The organism is Bacillus cereus group sp. TH152-1LC (genome assembly GCF_027710505.1).
In the GTDB taxonomy this organism is placed as follows: domain Bacteria; phylum Bacillota; class Bacilli; order Bacillales; family Bacillaceae_G; genus Bacillus_A; species Bacillus_A mobilis.
On the sequence record NZ_JAQFNK010000006.1, the window covers coordinates 244,818 to 267,454 of the forward strand.

The window sequence follows — 22,637 nt, forward strand, 5'->3', positions numbered from 1 at the left end:
CACTGTAACATGATTATTTTTATGTGTAAAATAGAAAAAGGCATGATTTCTCATGCCTTTTCCTTGAAATGAAATGAATTTTTATCTTGTAAAATTTGAACAAATCGAAAACATTGCATCATCGATAATAGGACGATAACGATCATAATTATACTAACAACTGCTATTGCATATATTGTAATCGGTGCACTATTTATCCCTTGTATTCCTGCTATTTTCATAAAGATAATCGTAAATAATTTCAAAAATAACATCCCATTAACTAATCCAAAAACAAACGCTGCTCCATAAATAATTGCTCCTGACATAATAAACATAGTACGTCATTTCTCTTCCTATTCTCTACTACATAAGATTTAATTTCCTCTTTCCTCACTTGTAGAAGAGAAAACGTTATTTTATATGTAGTAAAAACACATATAAAAGTGAATATAAGAAACAGTGTATAAAAACACATTTGAAATAAAAGTGTAGTCCCTAATTCCTCAACAACTACTTCATTAAATTGGAGCGAAATCATAAAAAATAAAATCATAGTACTCATAGCAACCCACATGAATTGCTTCATCCTTTTGGCAGCGAATGTTCTTATATTTTTTCTCACTAACTGACATAAAGACATATGTTCTTCCCCTACCTTACTTCATAACAAACTCATTCTATACTACAAGTGTATAAAAATATGACATTTTAAACATCGCACTACAATCTGAATTTGTTCTAAGTCTTTAGTCCTAGAAAATAAAATGGTAAAAAAATCATATTAAAAATATAATTGTAAAAAGGAGGAGGTTGCATGCGTATAAAATTACTATCAATCTTGTTTTTATTATTTCTCACAAGTTGTAGCCCACTTAAAAACAATGAAATAGCGATTGTTGAGCCGTACAAATTAACAGAAGAGCAATCTTCTATTTTACAAATGACCCCTTTTCAAGAAGGAAACAGCATGTTTTATAGCGTTACACTTAAAAATGAAAAAGATGAAATACATGCTACAATTGATTATTATCAAAATGGTAAAAAAACAAACGAAATTGTGAATACAGCTACCTCACATTTTCCAAAAAAGAAAGTAAAGCTTTCTTTTTTACCACCTCAATCCCAACTCGATAAAGATATACAAGCGCAAAAACATTGGTATGTTAATATTGAAGGTAGTTCCATGCTCGTTCCTGAAGAAGCATCTCCAAGTATAAATAGCTCTGCATCTACTACTCTTCAATCTGCTATAAACTTAAAATATAATCAAAAAACGACTTTAGCGGCTATAATAAAAACGAATAAAGAAACGGTAAGAATTCCAATGCTTGAGGAAAAAAACGCTATTGACCAACTATTACAAGAAAATGAACATGTTTATCTCTTTAGTATAGAGCTAAAAAAAGAACACTAAAGCGGAAATGCAATACTATTGCATTTCCGCTTTAGTGTTTAATGAGGTGTACTTTTAAATAACTTAATCAATATCATCCTCAACTTCGATTCTTTTCTTCTCTCTTGCAATTTTCAAAAACTCTAAAAGTTCTGGATTAGTATTCATTTTTTTGTACGCTACTGACATTTCTGCAACAAAATTAGAATCATATAACTCTTTATATACGACTTCTGTTTTATACAATTTATTTGCCGATACAGGTATTACCGTAATTCCAATTCCTGCCGCTACAAGCCCCATAACTGTTTGATATTCCGTCGCTTCTTGTACAATATGTGGACTAAAGCCTACATCACGGCAAAGTGATAAAATTGTATCGTATAACGCTGGCCATACGGGCCTTGTAATAAATACAAACGGTTCGTCTCTTAAATCTTCAATATGTATTTCATCCTTTTCAGCAAGTGGATGTGCCTTCGGTAAACATAACGTACAAGAAAGCCTTTGAATTGGTTCTAACTCTAGCAATTGTGTTGGAATTGGCGGACGTAAAAAACCAATATCAATACGGTTATCGTGAAGTGCATGCACCTGATCTGGTGTTGACAGTTCATGTAGTGCAACAGACACTCTCGGAAATTTCTTTCTATACTCCCTTACGATAGATGGTAAAATATCATATATCGCCGCACCTACAAAACCAATTGAAAGTGAGCCCACTTCTCCCCTTTGGGCACTTTGTGCAATCTCTACTGCTTTTTCAATTTGTTCGAACGCTTTTTTTACTTCTTTTAAAAACATTTCTCCAGCTTCTGTTAATTCAACCTTTCTCTTCGTTCTTGAAAATAACATAACTCCCATTTCTTTTTCTAATTGCTGAATTTGTTGACTAAGCGGTGGTTGTGTCATTTGTAAACGAGCAGCTGCTCGTCCAAAGTGTAACTCCTCTGCCACTACAACAAAATATTGCAAATGCCGTAATTCCATTTTGGACACCCTTTTCACTTTCGATTAATACATCTAATATATTAATAACATATAATTTATATATTAGACAAACTTTTTGAATGAACGTATAGTAGAAATTGTTAATTCTTTTTTACAATTTTTATGTAAAAAAAGAAAGAGGTGGTTACTGTATGAAATGGTGGAAATTAAGCGGACAAATTTTATTATTATTTTGTTTCGCTTGGACAGGTGAATGGATTGCAAAACAGGCACACCTCCCAGTTCCAGGAAGTATAATCGGTATTTTTTTATTATTAATTTCATTAAAATTTAACCTAGTGAAAAAAGAGCGGATACAAGACGGAGCAGACTTTTTATTAAAAGAACTTATTTTATTTTTCATTCCTTCTGCAGTCGCTGTCATACGCTACAAAGATACACTATCACAATATGGAATCGATCTCATTTTAATTATTATGATTAGTACACTTTGCGTTACCTTAGTTACAGGACTCTTAACAGAATTGCTACTAAAGCGGAAAGGGTCAACACAATGATCGGCTTTCTTTGTTTATTATTAACACTATTCACATATTGGATATCGAAAAAAATGTATCAACGCTGGAATTGGAGCTTACTTTCTCCTCTTCTCGTCTGCCCTATTATTTTAATTGCTTTATTACTCGGACTAGACACACCTTATGAAACATATGAAACAGGTGGTCAATGGTTAACAGAATTATTAAAGCCTGCAACTGTTGCTTTTGCATGGCCAATCTATAAATACTTTGATTTATTGAAAAAACATGGACTAGCTATTTTACTTAATGTCATTGTCGGTTCGTTTTTATCAGTTATTACTTCAGCACTACTAGCAAATTATTTTCAAATTGATTCATCGTTAGAACATAGTTTAGCACCTCATATTGTAACGACACCAATTGCAATGGCTATTTCAGAAATGATTGGTGGTATGTCACAATTAACAGCCGTATTTGTTGTTTTAACTGCGTTAACAGGGGCACTGCTCGGTCCTTCTCTCATACGCATATGTCGTATTAAAACAGCACTCGCAAAAGGCATTATGTTAGGCACGAGCGCAAATGGAACCGGTACATCAAAAGCATTCGAAATCGGACCTGTAGAAGGAACGATTGCAAGTTTATCTATGCTTTTAACAGCGGGGGCTAGTTTAGTTATCGTTCCGCTTTTCTTATCGTGGATACATTAAAAAAGCAAGTGTTTAAACACTCGCTTTTTTATTTATATATTTATTTAAAATCTCATAATCCTCTGGGAAAGATAGCGTTAATTCCTTCATTTCATCTATCCTCTTCCAAGCAATTTCATGTATTAATTCATCAGGATCTTGGATTTTCATACTACCGCCTATTTTTTTTACAAAGTAATAATGAACATACACTGGAATTCCGTATGTAATACCTTCTTTTTCGTATATTTTATTTACAACCTCCACATTGTAACCTGTTTCTTCCCAAACTTCTCGAATACAACATTCTTCTAGTGTTTCTCCTTTTTCAAGCCCACCACTTGGAACAGACCACCTTTTTTCTTCACCCTTTTGCCCTTGCAACACCATTAGAACTTCATTTCTTTCATTTACACATACTGCTGCACACCCTACCCATCTTTCCATATACATCCCTCCCCTACTACTATTCGTCTTCCTTTTTATATTCCCCTTGAAAAAAGAGGAAAAAAGGAAAACGATGACGAAAACTTACATCAACTTCATAGACAATCCCTTCTTAGAAATGAAAAACGGAAGGATGAAAACATGATTTCTAAATATGTTGTGGAATGTGTCTTTTGTGAAGAAAATCGAAAACCTCGCCAAGCTATCGTAACAGTTCCCGCCACTACTCAGCTACTAGCCATTGAAAAAGTACGTGCGGAATGTAAACGTCGTTTCGGAAAAGCTTTACTATTGCAAACAGAAATTAAAGAAGAAATAACTTTTGAACAAAAAGAAAGCCGACCATAAACTGGTCAGCTTTCTTATCCGATCATATTTTCACATGAAGATTAGGGGCATCCTCTTTAAGGATCGGGATTTTCCCATTATGTACGTTCCATAATGGTCATCGAACAATATATTTCTATGCAATTAATTATTGAATAGAATAGGGCAAAACTTGTTCGCATTTTTAGAAAAGGGATAGGGATATAATTCAAGTAGTACTTCGAATACTCGAACCTTATACTCATTATATTAAAGCAAATCCTTTTATATGGGAAATATGAATTACTTACATAATTCATTCGTAAAACATATTAGTTCGCTATATTATTTTTATTCCATCCATCACATACATCCGGCTAAAACTGGTGTCATTATCATTGAAAACTTCAAAAGCACCCTGGACGGATGCTTTCATACTTGTCTAAATTGATACTATGTACTTAATCTTGATTAATCAAAATAACTGCGGGGCCAGCGACTACTACTCCAGCTACTTCTATCTTTTCGAATTCTTTTACTGTAATAGATATAACACCTTCTCTTTCCATCAATTCTTTACTCAGGACATCAGTCGGTATAGCTTTCACCGTCTTACCTCCTCTTCATTTATACAATATGATAAAGTGAAAGTTTAATCAGTAGAAGTTTGGTACACTCCGCACTGATTATTAGTTGAACCAATCGGACTTTTATGGGCAGTTGATCCCCACCTAACTTCTTTGCTTTCGTTGAATTTTTAGGTGGGGGTCTTACTGCCCATTAAAACGGGATAAAAAACAACCCAATGCATCTATATATATGTATCACCTCCGTTTTCATTCCTTATTCCCCTCAAAAGGTTGCTCTCCCTTCCGTAACGTATTGAAAAATAAAAAAAGCACTCGCAAAAGCGAATGCTTTTTCATTATTTACTTTCAATTACTTTTAACATTCTATTAATAAATGCTGCCGATTCTCCACGTGTTGCAGAACCTTTCGGCATAAATTCATTATTTTCATTTCCTTTTACAATACCTAATCCATAAACACGTTGTACAGCTTGTTTATCATATGCTAAATCTTGATCCGAGAATGGTAATGGAACTAAGTTACCTTTAATTTTTTTATATTGCAGTGCACGGTCAATCATGATAGCAGCTTCATCTCGTTTAATCGTATCATTTGGAGCAAATGTCCCATTTCCTCTACCATTTATTATCCCGGCAGTTGCTGCACGATTAATACCATCTATTAGCGATGGATGTGCTGTATTTAAATCATTAAAATTCGATGCCCCTTCAGGTAACTGCAATGATCTTGAAATTAAATTCGCAAATTCACCACGTGTTACAAGACGCTCTGGCCAATAAGAACCTTTTCCATCCCCAACCATAATGCCGCGTTTATCTAATTCACGAATGTCTGCTTCGTACCAACCACCTGTTATATCATCTTTATGGTTCGCATCATAATAAACTTTTGTTCCTTGTAAGAATGGTTCCCACGCATTATTTTTAATCATAATAGCCGGACAATTCTTCCCGCTCCAAAATTGATGCTTCTTCACATTTTCTAAAGGAATATGTAATTCTCCCATTAAATAAGCTGTTAATTTACGAGCGTTTTCAACAGCTTTATTATAATCACCATCTTCATTTACAGCAATTTCAATCGCAATGGATTCTCGATTTCCAGTTCCTTCCGCCCCATCTCCGGCATGCCAACCATTTTCATTTAATGGAAGATGTTGATAAATCTCTTTATCATCTACCGTAAAGTGCCAAGACGCTGAGCGATCTTCCGTTCCTGTTGCCTGGTTATATAAATATACTGCATGGTTTCTAGCATTTGCCCCAACACGGTAATTATCTGTCTCATGAATCGTAATATACTTCGGCTTCATTGCATAACCAGGACGGATATTTTCATTTCCTTTTGGTACAATCATTTCTTTTAAAGTTACACCATAAATATCCGTTGTTTTCTCTTCTAATGGTGCAGCATACATAACTGCTGCGCGTTTTGTACGTGCTGGTGTTGCTTCTTGAATAAGCGAAGCCTTTGTTCCTTCAAATTTTGCTGAAGGTGAATAAATCCATTTCATCTCATTATTTATTTTTACTTGGAACCATTCTCCCGCCTGTCCCATTACTTGAATGGTTTGTGGCTCCAATACATTTTCTTCTTTGTATGAAGTAAATGGTTCAGAGTATGTAGAGGTTTCTTCATTAATAACTAGCTTTTCACTTGATAACGTATGAACTTCTTTAACCTCTACATTCCCCTCACTATTTTGTATCCATCCAATTCCAGATGAAGTACGAACATAGTAAGCGTTTCCTTTTCTCTTCTCAGCTTTTACGACTTGATTCGAAATATGAATCCCTGTCTCTTTTTGCAGATTACTAGAATCATATAAAGGTACTTCTTTCACTATATGTACAAGAAATTCACCTGGCACTTCATTTTGTACTCCTTTATCTTCTCCTCGACCATCTTCATCTTTCATATGGTTTTCGATACTTTTTAAAGCTTGTTCATCAGGTGAAACTGTCACAGTTTTGTCAAGCTCGCCAGCATAGGAATAATTTAGAATAGTTACCATACTAAATACAATCGATGCAGCTAAAACATTATAAAATCTTTTTTTCATCATAATACTTAACACGTCATAATTAAATTCGTGTTAAATTCTCCCTCCTCAACTAAAATATAGATCATCTAGTAAACTATTAAACTACATAACCATTTACAATATAACAGACTCATTCCGATTCGTATAGATAGGAATGACTACTATTTGCCTACATTTACTATATTGGAATATAAAAAGAAGCTATAATATATAGCTTCCCTCTACATTTTTTAACCTCTATGCACCTTATATTCCATAACCCTACCATCTCTATTAAATTGTAAAACAAGCTGTTCACTATCGATTGAAATAAAACCACGTTCATTTCCAAGATAGTACGAAGTGATAATCCCTTCTTCTCCATTTCTTATTTCAGTAGGCATTCCTAATAATTTTGTAATTTCTTCATTTGATTTCCCTGTTAATGTATATTTTTGCATTAAATCATCTACCATATGTACCCGTTTCTCTTCAGCATGTAACCACCGATTTTGATTAAACTTTGAGGTGTATGTATTCACACTTAATTGTGCAGTACACACTAACAATAGAATACATCCTACTATCATTACACCTAGCATTTTCTTCTTTCCTGGATTACGATTTACAGAAGTACGTAAGACGAACTTTTGAATCACGACTAATATAGCAAATGGCATGACTACTACAAACATACTTTTTACACTTACTGACATATGAACCGAATCAATAACAAATATAAACGCAAGATACATGAGTATATACAAACAAACATAAACATACAAAATACCCCTTAATATAGTACTCAAAAAGCCCACCTCTTTTTAATTCATTTTATAATTCATCCGGTTAATGATTTCTCGAAGCTTTTCTAACTCTTGATCTGTATATATTACTTTCCCTGTTAAGATCTCATTTCTGAAGAATGTTACAATTTGCTCTCTATCTTTTAATCTCGGCGTTTTTTCTTCAGACAAATCTAGCACTTCTTCCCCACTCTCATTATAAAAATATACAATCGGTTTTACGTTTTCCTTTACAATATCAACTTGGATTTCTTTCAAACAATTGTATAGAATATGAGATAGTTTCTTCGCTCTATATACTGGATTCCCTTCATTTTTCACTTGTATCGTTAATGAATCTTCACCTGTTACGCATTCAAACGTCTCTTCTTTTTCTACTTCTTGTTGATACTTGCCAATTTCATCAATCATAAATGAATATATACTAGCATTTTCTTTCGTTAAGCCATGAATTAATTTCCCTTTCCATTCTTTCGTCTCAAGTAGATACATCCCCGTTTTACTTAAGACAAGATGATGAATTCGAAAATCATTTCCGCCGTGCTGATTTCTAATAAAAACATTCGGCATAATATGAAATTCATTATCTAGTATTATGCCTTGTTCTACGAAGCCTCGTTTCATATAATGTAATGTTTCGTGTGTATTCACTTCAGCTCCACTTTTCGTATACTCTCGCAAATTTGCAATTAATTGTTGAAACATATGTATTTCGTTACTATGCTTTTCTTGCACTTCACTGCGTTCTTTACTATGTTGCACAGCTAATTGATTTTTCATCATACGCATATTTTCAAGTTCTCTAGCTGCACTTATTTGCAAATCATTGTATTTCTTCTGTTCCATACTTTTCAATGTATTTTGTTGTTCTTTATGCTCTGTAACCGTAGCTGCAATTTCATTTTCATACGTTTCAATTGCTTGTTTTTTTTCAAACTCTACTTGCTGACTCTCTGATTCTAGCTGTTTATTTTTATAGAACAGCACGAATGCTACAGCTAATAATAATAAAATCACACCTATTAGCACATAATCCATATTTTTACTCCTTCATTTCATTTTCATTTATTTTTATAAACATCCATTATATTATACTATGCTTTCAATATACACTTTGTAAAAATTACATATTTTTAATGAAGCGAGACTTTAATAAGCGATTTTTTCCATCCCCTACTTGATTGTTTCAGGTAGCCCACAAATAGTAGAAATAAAAGGCATCTCAGGCGAGATACCTTTTACGTGCATTTTATTGTACACCATACTGAATATAACTTGGATCATAGTATATCCAGCCATTTCCACCTAAACCAAGCCATCCATCTTGTTTACACCATACTCTATAAGCCTCACCATGATGTAACTGTCTTATAACATTTCCATTTAATGATGGAGCATCCCGCAGATTCACATTATCACCAGTAATAGTCGCCACATAATGTTTATACTGAATGTAACTTGGATCATAGTATATCCATTCGTTTCCACCTAAAGCAAGCCAGCTACCTTGTTCATTCAAAACTTCATACGATTCTCCTCTATTTAGCTGGCGGATTACACTAGATTGTAAAGATGGTCCACTTCGTAAATTTACATTATCGCCTTTAATTACAGCAACGCCGTAGACTGCAGTAGCAGTACTAGGCGGGGAAACATTTCCGCCACCATTTGTTCCATTTCCTTGTAAAGCTTCTAATGAAACCGCTGCTGATACGTCACAATTCCCTACTACACCTGAGATTTCACCAGAATCCGTGTATTGCCATGCTGTCCACTCTGTCCATCCACCAGCATCAGCAGGCGGCGTACTAGAGTATTTAGAAATCCAAAGTGGAATATCACTTAACCCGTTAATTCCAAACTCATTAATATACCAAATTCCTGTATATAACATGACATCTTTTCCAGTAGCCTGTTTCACATAATTTATAAAGCTTCTTGCCCAATTAGATATAGCAGTACCAGTTAAATTACTATTACTCGGATCTATCGGTGATTCTAAATCTAGAACTGGCATTAAATCTGTCTGATTGCTTTGTAATATGTTCACAAAATGTTTCGCTTCTGAAATTGCATCATTTAGTTCTGGATGTGCGAAATGGTATGCACCGATTAATACATTCGCATTTCGCGCTGCTTGTACATTTTGAACCAAAGTAGGATCAAGATTATTCACACCTTCTGTCGCTTTTGCATATGCCGCTGAAATACCCGATCCCTTCACTGCATTCCAATCAATATTCCCTTCCCAATGAGACACATCGATAAACGTAATATTTGAACTAGATCTATCTTGCATATAAAAGCTCCTATCAATTTTTTTCATTTCGTATACATACAATATGTACAACTTTATTAAAGGGTCACGACGTTTATACTATAGACATAAAGAGCAAACATATTTTATAAACAAAATAAAAAAGCCTTGTAATTACAAGGCCTTTTGTAAACTTCCTTTATTTTGTAGTAAATACATATTATAATACAACCCTTGTTCACTCAGTAATTCTTGATGTGTACCTCTTTCTACTATTTCTCCATCATGCATAACAAAGATTTGATCCGCATCTTGAATTGTAGATAACCTGTGCGCAATGGCTATCGTCGTTCTCCCTTTTCGCATTTGCTGTAATGCTGTTTGGATCGCATCTTCTGTTTCTGTATCAATATTAGCTGTTGCTTCATCCAATACTAATACTTTCGGATTTGTTGCTATCGTTCTAGCAAAAGCAATTAATTGTCGTTGACCACTAGAAAAAGCCGCTCCTCTTTCTACTACTTCCGTTTCATACTGCTCTGGTAATTTCTCAATAAACGTATTCGCTTGCACAAATTGGGCTGCTTCTTTTACTTCTTCATCCGTAATCTCTTCATTATACATACGAATATTTTGTTTTACATTTCCCGCAAATAAAAATGCATCTTGCAATACAAGTCCTATTTTCTTTCTAATTTCTCGTTCTTCAAATCCCACTAAATCCACACCATCTATTACAATATTTCCGGAATTAATATTATAAAATCGCATTAATAAATTCATAATGGTACTTTTTCCGCTACCAGTGTGTCCAACGAAAGCAACCGTTTGCCCTTGTTTCACGTGAAAAGATACATTTTTTAAAACATCACGTTTTCCATCATACGAAAAAGTAACATTTTTAAATTCAATTTCTCCATTAACGACTTGAGGATTTCCATCCCCTTTTTGAACTGGCGCTAAATCTTTTTCATCCATTAAATGAAATACACGTGATGATGAAACAAGTGCCTGTTGGAAAAATGATAATTTCATCATCATCTCATTTACAGGCTGGAAGAAACGATGTATATAGTTAACAAACGCGTATAGAACTCCTACTTCAACAGGACTCTTCAGCGCATCAATTCCAAATAAACCAAGTACTAACGCAATTGCTATAATATGAACTAAATCCGTTGCTGGGCGTAAAAGTAATGCGTCTAACTTTAACGTCCGTCGCCCTGCACTATAATGTTTATTATTCACTTCTTCAAATTCTTTTCTCATACGCTTTTCTTGTCTGAACACTTGAACAATATTCATTCCTTGAATAGACTCATTTAACTTTGCATTTAACACGCTCAATTGATTACGTACTTCTAAATAAAAAGCTGCACTTTTCCGACGATATAGCACCATAATTGCAAACATGATTGGAATTAATACGAGAGAAAATAGAGCTAGTTTTACATTTAATAAAAACATTGCTACTACAATACCTATTAAAAAGACTACATTTTTGACAAATGTGGATAATACACTGACATAAAAGTCTTTAATTGCTTCCGTATCATTCGTTATGCGCGATACGAGCGTACCAATCGGCGTACGATCAAAGAAACTTAATGACAACTTTTGAACATGATCATATACTTCCACACGCATATCTTGAACAATTTTAAAAGCGATATTTTGAAAATACAATAAGTCTAAATAAGTAAATAATACTTTTAATAAGTGAGCAATTAGATACACTACAAATAGAGTAACAAGTGCTGATTGATCAAAATTTCGTGGTACTAAATGTTCATCAAGAAATTGTTTAATTAAAAAAGGACCCATCATTTCAGTTACTGTTGCACCAACTAAAAAGATAAATGCTAAAGATAGCAACCCTTTATATGGCTTCATATAAGAAAGTAACCTACTTAAATCACTCTGCTTCTTCTCAGTCATCATACGCCCCCTTTCTCAACTAATGCTTCTAACTGCTGGCTCTCATACATCTCTTTATACCAACCGTTTTCTTCCATTAATTGCTCATGTGTACCTCGTTGCACAATTCTGCCTTCATCCACAACAAGTATAAGATTAGCATGTTGAATTGCACTTAAACGATGAGCAGTAATAATCGTCGTTTTTCCTGCTCTTTCCCTCTTTAATGCATTTAAAATCGTTTCTTCTGTTTTTGCATCTACCGCTGATAAACAATCATCTAAAATTAAAATTTCCGCATTCGTTAATAAAGCACGCGCGATAGAAATCCTCTGTTTTTGGCCTCCAGATAACGAAACCCCTCTTTCTCCTACTACTGTTTCATACCCTTCTGAAAATTGGAGAATATCATCATGAATACAAGCAATCTCTGCAGCACGGGTAATTTCATTATATGTAGCATCCGCCTTTCCGAAGGCAATATTTTCCCCAATACTTGCTGAAAATAAAAAATGATCTTGCGGCACGTATGAAATGGCAGAACGGACACCGTAAAGTGTTACATCGCGAATATCCCGCTCCCCAACTTTTAATCCACCATTAAAATGATCATACTCACGAATTAGACATTTTAATAAAGTCGTTTTCCCGGCGCCTGTACGTCCGACAACTCCTAATGTTTCACCCTTCTTTAAATCAAAGTGAACATCTATTAGCTGTAACAATTCATTTTTCTTATATGAAAATGAATCAACCGCAAATGTAACATTACCGCTCGCTATTGTATGCACAGCATCTTCTCTATTTACTACATCTGATTTTTGAGAGAGAATTTTTTCTACACGGTCATACGAAGCACGCCCACGCTCCATAATGTTGAACAACCATCCAAAGGCTAACATTGGCCAAACAAGGGTACCTAAATACGTTGTAAATGTAACGAGATCACCTACAGTTAATTCCCCTCTCACAACTAATACTGACCCGTAACATACTGCAATTAAAAAAGAAAATCCAACGATAAGTGAGATTGTCGGATCAAACAACGAATCAATACGTGCGACTAACATATTTTTATGTACAACATCTTCTGACTTTTTTCGGAATGCTTGTAAATCTTCTTTCTCTTGTCCAAGTGATCGAATTACCTTCATCCCACTCATACTCTCTTGCACTTTATCATTGATTTCCGAAAACGATTGCTGCGCTTTATGAAACCTTTTATGTAATAACGTTCCATAATAGTTTGTCGAAATCGCTACAATCGGCATTGGAATTAAGCTTAACAATGTTAACTTCCAACTAATTGTAAAGCCCATCGCTACGAGTACACAGCCCCCAACCGCTAATGAGTCAACCAGTGTTAAAACGCCCGATCCAGCAGTTTGTTGAATCGCCTGAATATCATTGGTCGCATGCGCCATCAAATCACCCGTACGACGTGATTGATAAAAAGATGGGCTCATCTTTGTAAAATGTTCATATAAATTCTTTCGTAATTGACGAGCTAGTTTTAACGCAGATCCAAAAATCATAATACGCCATAAATAACGTAATATGTACATAGTAATCCCTACAACTACTAACAAAACAACCCACTTCAACAACTTCTCAGATGTTAATGTTCCATTATTAATTTCATCTACTACAATACCTAGTACTTTCGGGGCTACAAGTTCAAGAAGCGCGACACCAAATAACATAATAATTCCGATTATGTACGCTCGTTTTTCTTGTTTAAAAAACCAAGCTAAATTAATAAATACCTTCATTTTTATCCTCCTCCCTTAAAATGAGCGATGTTTTCAGTTTATCAAAGATGCAGAATTTTTAAAAGTTTTAAACACTTTAAAAGTCCAATAAGAAAGGGCACTCTTATCGAGTGCCCTTTAGCGCTTATTTTGTTTGTTGCTTGCTCATCGCGCTCATCATTTGATTGATTTTCTTTTGGGAAGGTTTTTGTCCCATTTGCATCATCATCATTTTTAACATTTGTTCATTAATTGGTGGATTTTTTTCTAAGTAGTTCATCATGTATTTGCGGGCAATGAAAAATCCTAACGCCACGCCTGCTACTAGTGCTACTACGCCCACTAGAATACCTAACCAAATTGGCATATATTTTCCTCCTTCATGTTGTCTACCTTACAGTGTACTAAAACCTTTTCAATAAGACAAGATACAATTCGACATTTTTTACACATATGTTCGTACTTGTTTTAGAGGATTCAGCCATCCGTACTTTGTATTTTCATAATCCATAGCTAAAAATGTTAATTCACACTTTCTCAACACCTCAAAGAAAGTCGTTTCCATAGAAACGTTTTCAGAGGTATTCATGCGAATATAGTGTGGTTTCACCATTATTTCGCCGTATTCCGCTCCTGTATAAAGTGTATGTGTATGATGTGTTCGATCATATTTACCAAGAACGCGCAAAGCTTGTTCTAATTTATGATGGATTTTCATTACTTGTAATGGCATCGTTATATACATCATTTGTTTGTATAACACTTTTTTCTCCGAAAGGGACCCAGATTCTGAAAATCGAGCAAATAAATCAAAAAACAAATATTCACGACCAAAGTAAGCTCTCGCAATATCCTCTTGAATTAAATACAATTCATACGTTTTCATCCTTCGCCTCCCAATCTGGACAACCTTTTCTCTTCATTATATAGAAGAAACTTTGCAATGATTGTCTGACTGCGGAGAGATAAAAAACTTTTTCTGTCGAAAAAACTCATTTACATAGAAAAACCTCTCCATGCCGGAGAGATTTTTCTAAAATCATTAAAGCATTTCTTTTACTTTACGAACAACGTTCTCTACAGTAAATCCATACTCTTCCATAATCTTCTCACCAGGAGCAGAAGCACCGAATGTATCGATACCTAACACATCTCCGTCAAGACCTACGTAACGGTGCCATCCGAATGTAGCACCCATTTCGATTGCGAAACGTTTTGTTACTGCTTTTGGTAATACAGATTCTTTGTACTCAGCAGTTTGAGCTTCAAAGCGATCCATAGATGGCATGCTGACAACAGCTGCGTCAACGCCGTCTACCGCTAGAGCTTTTTGTGCTTCAACAGCTAGACTTACTTCAGATCCAGTTGCAAGTAAGATTACATCAGCTGTTTCTTTCTTGCTTGCAGAAACTACGTATGCACCTTTTGCTACTTTTTCATACGTATCGTCTTTTGCACCTTCTAATGTTGGAAGGTCTTGACGAGTTAATACTAAAGCAGTTGGTTTATTTGTAGATTCTAGAGCAAGTCTCCAAGCTGCAACAGATTCGTTACCATCCGCTGGACGGATAACAGATACATTTGGCATTGCACGTAGCGCTGCTAATTGCTCGACTGGTTCATGTGTTGGACCATCTTCACCAACAGCGATACTGTCGTGTGTGAATACATACGTTACTGGCAATTGCATTAATGCTGCAAGACGAATTGCTGGGCGTAAGTAGTCAGAGAATACGAAGAACGTACCACCGTAAGTTTTTAAACCGCCATGTAGTGCAATACCGTTCATTGCTGCACCCATTGCGAACTCACGTACACCGTACCAAATGTTTTTTCCGCTGTAATCATCTCTTGTAAAGTCTTTTTCGTTATTCATGTATGTTTTGTTAGAACCAGCAAGGTCAGCAGATCCACCGAAGAATGATGGTACAGACTCTGCAATTGCATTAATTACAGCACCTGAAGAATTACGAGTTGCTGCTTTTGATCCTAATTCATAAGTTGGTAAGTTTTGCTCCCAACCTTCTGGAAGAAGACCATTCATTGCCGCTTGTAATTCGTTTGCTAATTCTGGGTATGCTTGTGCATACTCACCTAGCATAGTGTTCCACGCTGCTTGCGCAGTTTCACCAACATCTTGTACCGTTTTACGGAAGTTGTCATATACTTCTTCTGCTACATGGAAGTCTTGCTCAGCAGTCCAAGCATATGCTTCTTTCGTTAATTTTGTTTCGTCTACACCAAGTGGAGAACCATGTGAAGCTGATTTCCCTGATTTGTTTGGAGAACCGAAACCAATTGTCGTTCTTACTTCAATTAGCGTTGGGCGTTTTTCGTCAGCTTTCGCTTCTTCAATTGCTTTCGCGATAGCTTCAATATCGTTTCCATCCTCAACACGGATTACTTGCCATCCGTATGCTTTGTAACGATCTTCTACACTTTCAGAGAATGAACGATTTAAATCGCCATCTAATGAAATATCATTTGAATCGTAAAGCACAACAAGACGACCTAATTGTAAATGAGCAGCTAATGAAGATGCTTCAGCAGAAACGCCTTCCATTAAATCTCCATCACCACAAATAGCGTATGTATAATGATCTACTACATTATACGCATCACGGTTGTATTTAGCAGCTAAATGTCTTTCAGCCATTGCCATACCTACAGCAGTTGCAATACCTTGTCCAAGTGGACCAGTAGTTGCGTCTACACCTGCTGTATGACCGTACTCAGGATGTCCTGGAGTTTTGCTTTCCCATTGACGGAAGTTCTTTAAGTCATCCATTGTTACATCATAACCAGATAGGTGAAGTAGGCTGTATAATAACATTGAACCATGACCTGCAGATAATACGAAACGATCACGGTTAAACCACGTTGGGTTATTTGGATTGTGTTTCATAAATTGAGTCCATAATGTATAAGCCATTGGTGCTGCACCCATTGGCATTCCTGGGTGACCAGAGTTTGCTTTTTCAATCGCATCGATGGATAATGTGCGAATCGTGTTGATAGAAAGTTGTTCGATTGAATGTGACATGCTATTCTTCCCTTCGCTTATATTAGTAAACGTTTTATATATTTATATGATAGCTTCCCACGCAAGATTATACAACATGTATCGACAAATATGTTGATATTTTTTTGGTTTTTCATAAAAAAATCAATGTTTTCGGGAATGTATGGGTATTCAATATGACATACTTTTTCATTATTTTTATTTTAAAAAGAAAGGGAATTATCTGTATATTTATTCATCATTTTCAAATTCCATAATGCAAAATATATCCTTCCCCATTTTTCACTCTACGAAGCAAATAAATAAACGACTGTAAATTTTGGCATAATTTATCTCGATCAAATACGTATCTCTCATATTCTCCATCCGTATTCTTATCATTTTCCCATTGAAACTGTCCTGTCAATTCGATTGTTTCTGGCGCTAAAGAAAACATGCTAACTAGCGAACAAAATAACTGTTCTGCTATCACTGCTCCTTGTTGCTCAATTTTTGTAATACCATAATAGTGAATTCTAAATCCTTCTGCCCTTTTCGCTGGATAATAGGTCGGAATCCAATGGGTAAAATCTAATAGATATACGATTAGCTCATCACTTAATACAACACACTCATCTATCGTTGCCTCTTCTTTATATAGAAAACAAAGTTCAATCCAATCTATGCCTATAAAATCCAACCCTTTTTTCATTCGAAACAAATACAAATTCATGCTGTAAAGCCAAATTATCCCCCCTATTGCTCACATTTATTATTCTTATTATATAAAAAAGCACCTTTTATAGGTGCTTTTTTATAAATTATACAATTTTCTTCCGTACCGAACTTGAAATAAAATCAATGATAATTACCATTAAAATAATACCCAATAAAATAATACCCACACGAGACCAATTGCGTGAACTCAGCGCAAAAATTAGAGGCGTACCAATCCCACCTGCTCCAATAACACCTAAAATAGCAGCGGATCGCACATTAATTTCGAACCTGTATAACGTATACGATAGAAAGTCCGGTAATACTTGTGGTAATACTGCATACCAAAGTATTTGGAAGCGATTCGCGCCTGTTGCTATTAACGCTTCCGTCGGTCCCTTATCTATATTTTCAATTCCTTCTGAATATAATTTCCCTAACATTCCTATAGAGTGTAATCCTAAAGCTAGAACTCCGGCAAAAGAGCCTGGTCCAACAGCTTTTATAAATAAAAGTGCCATAACTAATTCCGGAAATGTACGAACAAAACTAAGTACAAATTTCCCAGTTCCTGAAGTTAATTTTCCACTGCTCATATTCGTTGCCGCCCAAAAAGCGAATGGAACAGATAAAAAGGCAGAAATAAATGTACCTAATATCGCAATTGCCAACGTATCAATTAAACCATGTAATAAATCTTCACCATCTGGCAAAGATACATACGACCAATCTGGGTTCAATACACCTGTCATAATTGCTTTTGTAATTTCCCCTGCCGTATCCTTTATTCCCTCTAACGGGACTCCTGAAAAAGCCCATACATAAACAAATGCAAGTGCTATAAAAATAAACCAGCGATACACACTCGGTTTCTTCGGTTTTGGTACGATTAACGTCGTTTTACTCATTATAATTTCTCCCGCAACAATGTACTTACATAATCAATTAACAATACAACAACAAGGGTATAGATAATAATAGATGCAGTTTGTTGATATTGTAAAAACCCAAGTGTACGGTCATAATATAATCCTATACCGCCTGCCCCTACTAAACCTAAAACAGCTGCCGCACGTACGTTTACCTCAAATGTATAAAGAACATAGGAGACAAAATGTGCTTTCACTTGCGGAATTACCCCATACACAATCCATTGCACTTTATTTGCTCCTACTGCTGTCATCGCCTCTAATGGACCTGGATCAATCGATTCAATTGACTCATACAACAATTTCGCCACGAGCCCAATTGAGAAAAAAGTAAGAGCCAAAATACCTGGAAGCGGCCCTATTCCAAAAATAGCTACGAAAATTGCCGCTAATAATAAATCTGGTATCGTTCGGATAAAATTTAAAACCAATCGAGCTGGACCGTACAAGAATGTACTAGTAAACACATTACTTGCCGCTAATAGTGCCAGTGGAATAGCTAAAATCGCTCCTAAAGTCGTCCCAATAATCGCCATACGTATCGTATCTAACATCGCAGTTGTAATAACTTGAAAATAACTCCAATCAGGCGGCACCATCTCTTTTAACAAATCAATCATATTAGGAAAACCAACTACTAGTTTTGAAAATGATGCGTCGACCTGTACACTACTTCCCCACAACAGCAAAATGACTAGAATAGCTGTTAACATATGTTTCAACTTACTCGGCGGCTTCGGTATCGATTTCGAGTATATCGTCACGTCATTCATTTAACTGCCACCTCTAATAATTCACTTTTCTGCGCTACGTCTCCATAAATTTCAGCAAATTTTTCATCCGTTGCCTCTTCTACTGAACCATCAAAAACAATTTCTCCTGCATGCAATCCAATAATGCGTGTCGCATATTGCCTAGCTAAATCAATAGAGTGTAAGTTTACAATTGTTGTAATCCCAAAATCTTCATTAATTTTTTTCAAATCATCTAATACTTGCTTCGTTGTTAGCGGATCTAACGACGCAACAGGTTCATCCGCCAATATGATTTTTGCTTCTTGCGCCAACGCTCTAGCAATCGATACACGTTGCTGTTGTCCCCCTGATAATTCATCAGCTCGCGCATATGCTTTTTCTAAAATATTCACCCTTTTTAACGATTGAAAGGCAAGCTCCAAATCTTCTTTTGGAAATAGACCTAACGTTGTGCGCAAAGTCGAATGATATCCAACACGGCCAGCTAATACATTTTTCAATACCGTTGATCGCTTTACAAGGTTAAAACTTTGAAAAATCATACCAATATCTCGGCGCATGCGTCGTAAGCCTTTTCCTTTCGCAGCAGTAATAGACTCACCTTCAATCATAATTTCGCCTTCTGTAATCTCATGAAGTCGATTTACCGATCTGAGAAGTGTAGACTTTCCAGCCCCGGATAGCCCTACCATTACAACAAACTCACCTTTTTGAATGTTCAAGTTTATATTATTTAATCCTTTTGTACCATTCGGATACAATTTGGAGACATTTCGAAACTCTATCACACATCTTACCTACCTTCTATGTAATCAAAACGGCAAACTAACTGAAAACATATCCTTCCAGTTAGCTGTCATTTTCATATGTATTATTGCGTGTTTACTTTCTTTCCATATTCACGAACGATATCAAATTTACTATCATCAGATTTAACATATCCTTCATGTGAATATACTTCTTTAATGATTTTGTGACCTTCCTCATTCTTTCCTATTTCAATGAAAGCATCTTGTAATTTCTTGCTCCACTCTTCATCTAAATCAGAGCGTACTGAAATCGTATCGTTTGGAATCTTCTCTGTAAATTTCACTATTTTCGTTTGGTCGAATATATTTGGATAATCTTTTTTTACAATATTACGAGCATCTTGGAATACAACAGCAGCATCTACATCACCATTTAAAAGAGCAATAAGCGACTGATCGTGACCTTTTAATGTAACAGGTTTCACATCCTTTAATGGATCAACACCTTCTTTTAACAATACAGCCGCAGGCCATACGTATCCAGCTGATGACGTTACATCTTGATAACCAATTTTTTTACCTTTTAAATCTTTTACACTATTAATATTTGAATCCTTCTTAACTACAAACTCAGATTTATAAAAGTCTACTAAATCCTTTGTAGGAGCTCCGGTTTCATCATCTACCCCAAAACGTTGTGCTTGTAAAATTACGTTTGCAGCCTTTTTCTCATGTGCTAGCACATATGCTGTTGGTGGTAAAAATCCTACATCTACTTGCTTAGATGCCATCGCTTCTACAATTGTATTGTAATTCGTTGAAATACTAACTTTTACCGGGATATTTAATTTATCACTTAATAGCTTTTCCAATGGTTTCGCCTTTGCCTCTAACGTATCTGCATTTTGAGAAGGAACAAATTGTACATTTAACGTCTTCGGTACATAACCTTTTTTCGTATCTTCAGTTTTACTTGCACTAGATTCCTTCGTTCCACAGCCACTTAATAATCCCGCCGCCAGTACAACTGTCGTGCTCATTGCAAAAACTTTTTTCAACATATTAAAGCCTCCATTTTTATTATTATAAATTACCTTCCGTAAACATGAAGAAATATATCACACATTTTTATTAATAATTGCTTATTTACAGAATCTTTACACATTCTATACATTCTCATTAAAATTCTCTTCATATATTTGATATGCTTAACTAGTAGATAACAATAGAAAAGGTGAATGATATTGAATCAAAATCAAACTGTAACTTTAAACATCTTATTAACAAGTGATATACACGGTACTGTTTATCCAATTCACTACCAAGATAACTCCAAAGCTGAAATTGGTTTAGCTAAAATTTCTACTCTTATAAAAAAAGAACGTTCCCAAAATAGAAACGTTCTTTTAATTGATAACGGCGACTTCATACAAGGAACACCCTTCACTTATCATTACGCTACATATGCAAAAGATAAAAAAAATCCAATGTCCTTATTAGCGAACTATTTACGTTATGATGCTGCAGTTATTGGGAATCATGAATTTAATTATGGAATGGACGTATTAAATCATGCTATTTCTACTGCGAACTTCCCGTATCTATCAGCAAATATTTTAGATACAAACAGAAAAGAACCTTATTTCGGGAAACCATATATAATAAAACATATTGAATCAAATATAAAAATTGTTATTTTAGGGATGACAACGCATTACATTCCTAATTGGGAACAACCTCATCACATTCAAGATCTACAATTTGATGATGCATTAGAAACAACAAAAAAATGGGTTTCTTACATTCGCGAACAAGAGCAACCAGATTTACTAGTCGTAGCGTATCATGGAGGATTTGAATGCGATTTACAAACCGGGGTACCGACTGAAGTTTTAACAGGTGAAAACCAAGGTTATGCAATGTGCCATGAAATTGAAGGCATAGATATTTTACTAACAGGCCACCAACACCGGGAAATCGCTCACACCGTAATAAATGGTGTAACAGTTTTACAGACCGGATGCAATGGACACTCCCTCGGGAAAATAACAGTAACATTCGAGAAAATAGAACAAAAATGGGTAAAAAAAGAGATTTATTCACAATTATTGCCCGTGCGAGGAATTGCGGCGGATCAACATATGCTTTCCTTGGTTACCAATTATGAAGAGAAAACACAAAATTGGCTCGATCAACCTATTGGACTAATCTATGGAGATATGCAAATTTCAGACGCTATGCAAACTCGTTTGCAAGACCATCCTTTTATTGAATTCATAAATAAAGTACAGATGGATATAGCTAATGTTTCTATTTCTTGTACAAGCTTATTCCATAATACATCTCCAGGTTTCCCTGATCATGTAACAATGCGTGACATCGTTTCTAATTATATTTATCCAAATACATTACAAGTAATTAGAATAACTGGAGCAGATATAAAAAATGCCCTTGAACTCTCTGCTTCTTATTTCACATTACATGCAGATGGAGCTATTATCGTAAACCCTACCTTTATAGAACCGAAGCCACAACACTATAATTACGATATGTGGGAAGGGATTTCGTACGTATTAAACATTTCCAAACCTATTGGGGAGAGAGTAGAATCTTTACAGTATAAAGGTGCTCCTCTTAATATGGATGAAGAATATGACGTCGTTATGAATAATTATCGCGCTAGCGGCGGAGGAAACTTCTTTATGTTTCAAAATAAGCCCGTAATAAAAGACATATCAACAGATATGTCTGAACTTATTGCTAACTATATATTGAAGCACCAAAAGATAGAGGCAACAGTCAATAATAACTGGAAAGTTATTAAATAACCGATATAATAAATAAAAAAGATG

The 22,637-nt window shown here is 35.2% G+C and carries 21 protein-coding genes and 2 pseudogenes; 5 read left to right on the forward strand and 18 right to left on the reverse strand.

Annotation, left to right across the window (positions count from 1 at the left end):
* Positions 1-50: 50 nt before the first annotated feature.
* Positions 51-622: pseudogene (locus PDL00_RS16960) on the reverse strand (ABC transporter permease).
* A 174-nt stretch (positions 623-796) separates the two neighbouring features.
* Between PDL00_RS16960 and PDL00_RS16965 the strand changes: the two are divergent.
* Complete coding sequence (locus PDL00_RS16965; protein ID WP_242256205.1) at positions 797-1,396, forward strand: histidine kinase; 600 nt, start codon at positions 797-799, stop codon at positions 1,394-1,396.
* 63 nt (positions 1,397-1,459) lie between these two features.
* On the opposite strand, the gene alsR is transcribed toward PDL00_RS16965, so the two are convergent.
* Positions 1,460-2,365 (reverse strand): acetoin biosynthesis transcriptional regulator AlsR, encoded by a 906-nt coding sequence (gene alsR, locus PDL00_RS16970; RefSeq protein ID WP_151634087.1) that lies wholly within the window; start codon positions 2,363-2,365, stop codon positions 1,460-1,462.
* A 152-nt stretch (positions 2,366-2,517) separates the two neighbouring features.
* On the opposite strand from alsR, the gene PDL00_RS16975 reads away from it, so the two are divergent.
* Both PDL00_RS16975 and PDL00_RS16980 read left to right on the forward strand, forming a co-directional pair.
* Positions 2,518-2,883, forward strand: coding sequence for a CidA/LrgA family holin-like protein (locus PDL00_RS16975; protein WP_270730315.1), 366 nt, complete (start codon positions 2,518-2,520; stop codon positions 2,881-2,883).
* Positions 2,880-3,557 carry an LrgB family protein gene (locus PDL00_RS16980; protein ID WP_016086768.1) on the forward strand — a complete coding sequence of 226 codons (678 nt, stop codon included), beginning with the start codon at positions 2,880-2,882 and terminating at the stop codon, positions 3,555-3,557. Before PDL00_RS16975 ends, PDL00_RS16980 begins: the two co-directional genes overlap by 4 nt.
* A gap of 12 nt (positions 3,558-3,569) precedes the next feature.
* Here the strand turns inward: PDL00_RS16980 and PDL00_RS16985 are convergent, their stop codons facing one another.
* Positions 3,570-3,983, reverse strand: coding sequence for an NUDIX hydrolase (locus PDL00_RS16985; RefSeq protein WP_242256207.1), 414 nt, complete (start codon positions 3,981-3,983; stop codon positions 3,570-3,572).
* A gap of 141 nt (positions 3,984-4,124) precedes the next feature.
* On the opposite strand from PDL00_RS16985, the gene PDL00_RS16990 reads away from it, so the two are divergent.
* Positions 4,125-4,331, forward strand: coding sequence for a DUF3903 domain-containing protein (locus tag PDL00_RS16990; RefSeq protein ID WP_000624203.1), 207 nt, complete (start codon positions 4,125-4,127; stop codon positions 4,329-4,331).
* Positions 4,332-4,750: 419 nt separating this feature from the next.
* On the opposite strand, the gene PDL00_RS16995 is transcribed toward PDL00_RS16990, so the two are convergent.
* The 15 genes and pseudogenes from PDL00_RS16995 to PDL00_RS17065 all read right to left on the reverse strand — a co-directional run bounded on the left by PDL00_RS16995 (position 4,751) and on the right by PDL00_RS17065 (position 20,846).
* Complete coding sequence (locus PDL00_RS16995) at positions 4,751-4,897, reverse strand: BC1881 family protein (protein WP_000644411.1); 147 nt, start codon at positions 4,895-4,897, stop codon at positions 4,751-4,753.
* Between the two features lie 317 nt (positions 4,898-5,214).
* Positions 5,215-6,942 (reverse strand): S-layer homology domain-containing protein, encoded by a 1,728-nt coding sequence (locus PDL00_RS17000; protein WP_270730360.1) that lies wholly within the window; start codon positions 6,940-6,942, stop codon positions 5,215-5,217.
* Positions 6,943-7,154: 212 nt separating this feature from the next.
* A complete protein-coding gene (locus tag PDL00_RS17005) occupies positions 7,155-7,721 on the reverse strand; it encodes a hypothetical protein (protein ID WP_270730320.1) in 567 nt (188 codons plus the stop codon).
* Between the two features lie 6 nt (positions 7,722-7,727).
* On the reverse strand, positions 7,728-8,747 hold the full coding sequence (locus PDL00_RS17010) for a nuclease-related domain-containing protein (protein ID WP_242256213.1): 1,020 nt from the start codon (positions 8,745-8,747) through the stop codon (positions 7,728-7,730).
* 211 nt (positions 8,748-8,958) lie between these two features.
* On the reverse strand, positions 8,959-10,008 hold the full coding sequence (locus PDL00_RS17015) for a GH25 family lysozyme (RefSeq protein WP_270730323.1): 1,050 nt from the start codon (positions 10,006-10,008) through the stop codon (positions 8,959-8,961).
* 132 nt (positions 10,009-10,140) lie between these two features.
* Positions 10,141-11,904 (reverse strand): ABC transporter ATP-binding protein, encoded by a 1,764-nt coding sequence (locus tag PDL00_RS17020; protein ID WP_242256217.1) that lies wholly within the window; start codon positions 11,902-11,904, stop codon positions 10,141-10,143.
* Positions 11,904-13,655 carry an ABC transporter ATP-binding protein gene (locus PDL00_RS17025; protein ID WP_270730325.1) on the reverse strand — a complete coding sequence of 584 codons (1,752 nt, stop codon included), beginning with the start codon at positions 13,653-13,655 and terminating at the stop codon, positions 11,904-11,906. The genes PDL00_RS17020 and PDL00_RS17025 overlap by 1 nt, the downstream gene beginning before the upstream one ends.
* 124 nt (positions 13,656-13,779) lie before the next feature.
* Positions 13,780-14,001, reverse strand: coding sequence for a YneF family protein (locus PDL00_RS17030; protein WP_001123316.1), 222 nt, complete (start codon positions 13,999-14,001; stop codon positions 13,780-13,782).
* Positions 14,002-14,079: 78 nt separating this feature from the next.
* Positions 14,080-14,520, reverse strand: coding sequence for a sporulation inhibitor of replication protein SirA (sirA, locus tag PDL00_RS17035; protein WP_270730328.1), 441 nt, complete (start codon positions 14,518-14,520; stop codon positions 14,080-14,082).
* 156 nt (positions 14,521-14,676) lie between these two features.
* A complete protein-coding gene (gene tkt / locus PDL00_RS17040; protein ID WP_270730331.1) occupies positions 14,677-16,677 on the reverse strand; it encodes a transketolase in 2,001 nt (666 codons plus the stop codon).
* A 223-nt stretch (positions 16,678-16,900) separates the two neighbouring features.
* Positions 16,901-17,381: pseudogene (locus tag PDL00_RS17045) on the reverse strand (coproporphyrinogen III oxidase).
* Between the two features lie 75 nt (positions 17,382-17,456).
* Entirely contained in the window at positions 17,457-18,260 is an 804-nt protein-coding gene (gene phnE, locus PDL00_RS17050) for a phosphonate ABC transporter, permease protein PhnE (RefSeq protein ID WP_242256222.1), read from the reverse strand.
* A complete protein-coding gene (gene phnE / locus PDL00_RS17055) occupies positions 18,260-19,054 on the reverse strand; it encodes a phosphonate ABC transporter, permease protein PhnE (RefSeq protein ID WP_242256223.1) in 795 nt (264 codons plus the stop codon). Before phnE (PDL00_RS17055) ends, phnE (PDL00_RS17050) begins: the two co-directional genes overlap by 1 nt.
* Complete coding sequence (gene phnC / locus PDL00_RS17060) at positions 19,051-19,824, reverse strand: phosphonate ABC transporter ATP-binding protein (RefSeq protein ID WP_242256225.1); 774 nt, start codon at positions 19,822-19,824, stop codon at positions 19,051-19,053. The genes phnE (PDL00_RS17055) and phnC overlap by 4 nt, the downstream gene beginning before the upstream one ends.
* A gap of 83 nt (positions 19,825-19,907) precedes the next feature.
* The gene (locus PDL00_RS17065; RefSeq protein ID WP_270730336.1) at positions 19,908-20,846 is read right to left on the reverse strand and encodes a phosphate/phosphite/phosphonate ABC transporter substrate-binding protein; all 939 of its coding nucleotides are present in this window, start codon (positions 20,844-20,846) and stop codon (positions 19,908-19,910) included.
* A 183-nt stretch (positions 20,847-21,029) separates the two neighbouring features.
* Between PDL00_RS17065 and PDL00_RS17070 the strand changes: the two genes are divergently transcribed.
* A complete protein-coding gene (locus PDL00_RS17070) occupies positions 21,030-22,613 on the forward strand; it encodes a bifunctional metallophosphatase/5'-nucleotidase (RefSeq protein WP_242256227.1) in 1,584 nt (527 codons plus the stop codon).
* The last annotated feature ends 24 nt before the right edge of the window (positions 22,614-22,637 follow it).

Excerpts from the sequence above, each read along its gene's own strand:
- PDL00_RS16965 (WP_242256205.1), top strand. The coding sequence starts at position 797 with ATGCGTATAAAATTACTATCAATCTTGTTTTTATTATTTCTCACAAGT.
- alsR (WP_151634087.1), bottom strand. The coding sequence starts at position 2,365 with ATGGAATTACGGCATTTGCAATATTTTGTTGTAGTGGCAGAGGAGTTA.
- PDL00_RS16975 (WP_270730315.1), top strand. The coding sequence starts at position 2,518 with ATGAAATGGTGGAAATTAAGCGGACAAATTTTATTATTATTTTGTTTC.
- PDL00_RS16980 (WP_016086768.1), top strand. The coding sequence starts at position 2,880 with ATGATCGGCTTTCTTTGTTTATTATTAACACTATTCACATATTGGATA.
- PDL00_RS16985 (WP_242256207.1), bottom strand. The coding sequence starts at position 3,983 with ATGGAAAGATGGGTAGGGTGTGCAGCAGTATGTGTAAATGAAAGAAAT.
- PDL00_RS16990 (WP_000624203.1), top strand. The coding sequence starts at position 4,125 with ATGATTTCTAAATATGTTGTGGAATGTGTCTTTTGTGAAGAAAATCGA.
- PDL00_RS17000 (WP_270730360.1), bottom strand. The coding sequence starts at position 6,942 with ATGAAAAAAAGATTTTATAATGTTTTAGCTGCATCGATTGTATTTAGT.
- PDL00_RS17010 (WP_242256213.1), bottom strand. The coding sequence starts at position 8,747 with ATGGATTATGTGCTAATAGGTGTGATTTTATTATTATTAGCTGTAGCA.
- PDL00_RS17015 (WP_270730323.1), bottom strand. The coding sequence starts at position 10,008 with ATGCAAGATAGATCTAGTTCAAATATTACGTTTATCGATGTGTCTCAT.
- PDL00_RS17020 (WP_242256217.1), bottom strand. The coding sequence starts at position 11,904 with ATGACTGAGAAGAAGCAGAGTGATTTAAGTAGGTTACTTTCTTATATG.
- PDL00_RS17025 (WP_270730325.1), bottom strand. The coding sequence starts at position 13,655 with ATGAAGGTATTTATTAATTTAGCTTGGTTTTTTAAACAAGAAAAACGA.
- PDL00_RS17030 (WP_001123316.1), bottom strand. The coding sequence starts at position 14,001 with ATGCCAATTTGGTTAGGTATTCTAGTGGGCGTAGTAGCACTAGTAGCA.
- sirA (WP_270730328.1), bottom strand. The coding sequence starts at position 14,520 with ATGAAAACGTATGAATTGTATTTAATTCAAGAGGATATTGCGAGAGCT.
- tkt (WP_270730331.1), bottom strand. The coding sequence starts at position 16,677 with ATGTCACATTCAATCGAACAACTTTCTATCAACACGATTCGCACATTA.
- phnE (WP_242256222.1), bottom strand. The coding sequence starts at position 18,260 with ATGAGTAAAACGACGTTAATCGTACCAAAACCGAAGAAACCGAGTGTG.
- phnE (WP_242256223.1), bottom strand. The coding sequence starts at position 19,054 with ATGAATGACGTGACGATATACTCGAAATCGATACCGAAGCCGCCGAGT.
- PDL00_RS17065 (WP_270730336.1), bottom strand. The coding sequence starts at position 20,846 with ATGTTGAAAAAAGTTTTTGCAATGAGCACGACAGTTGTACTGGCGGCG.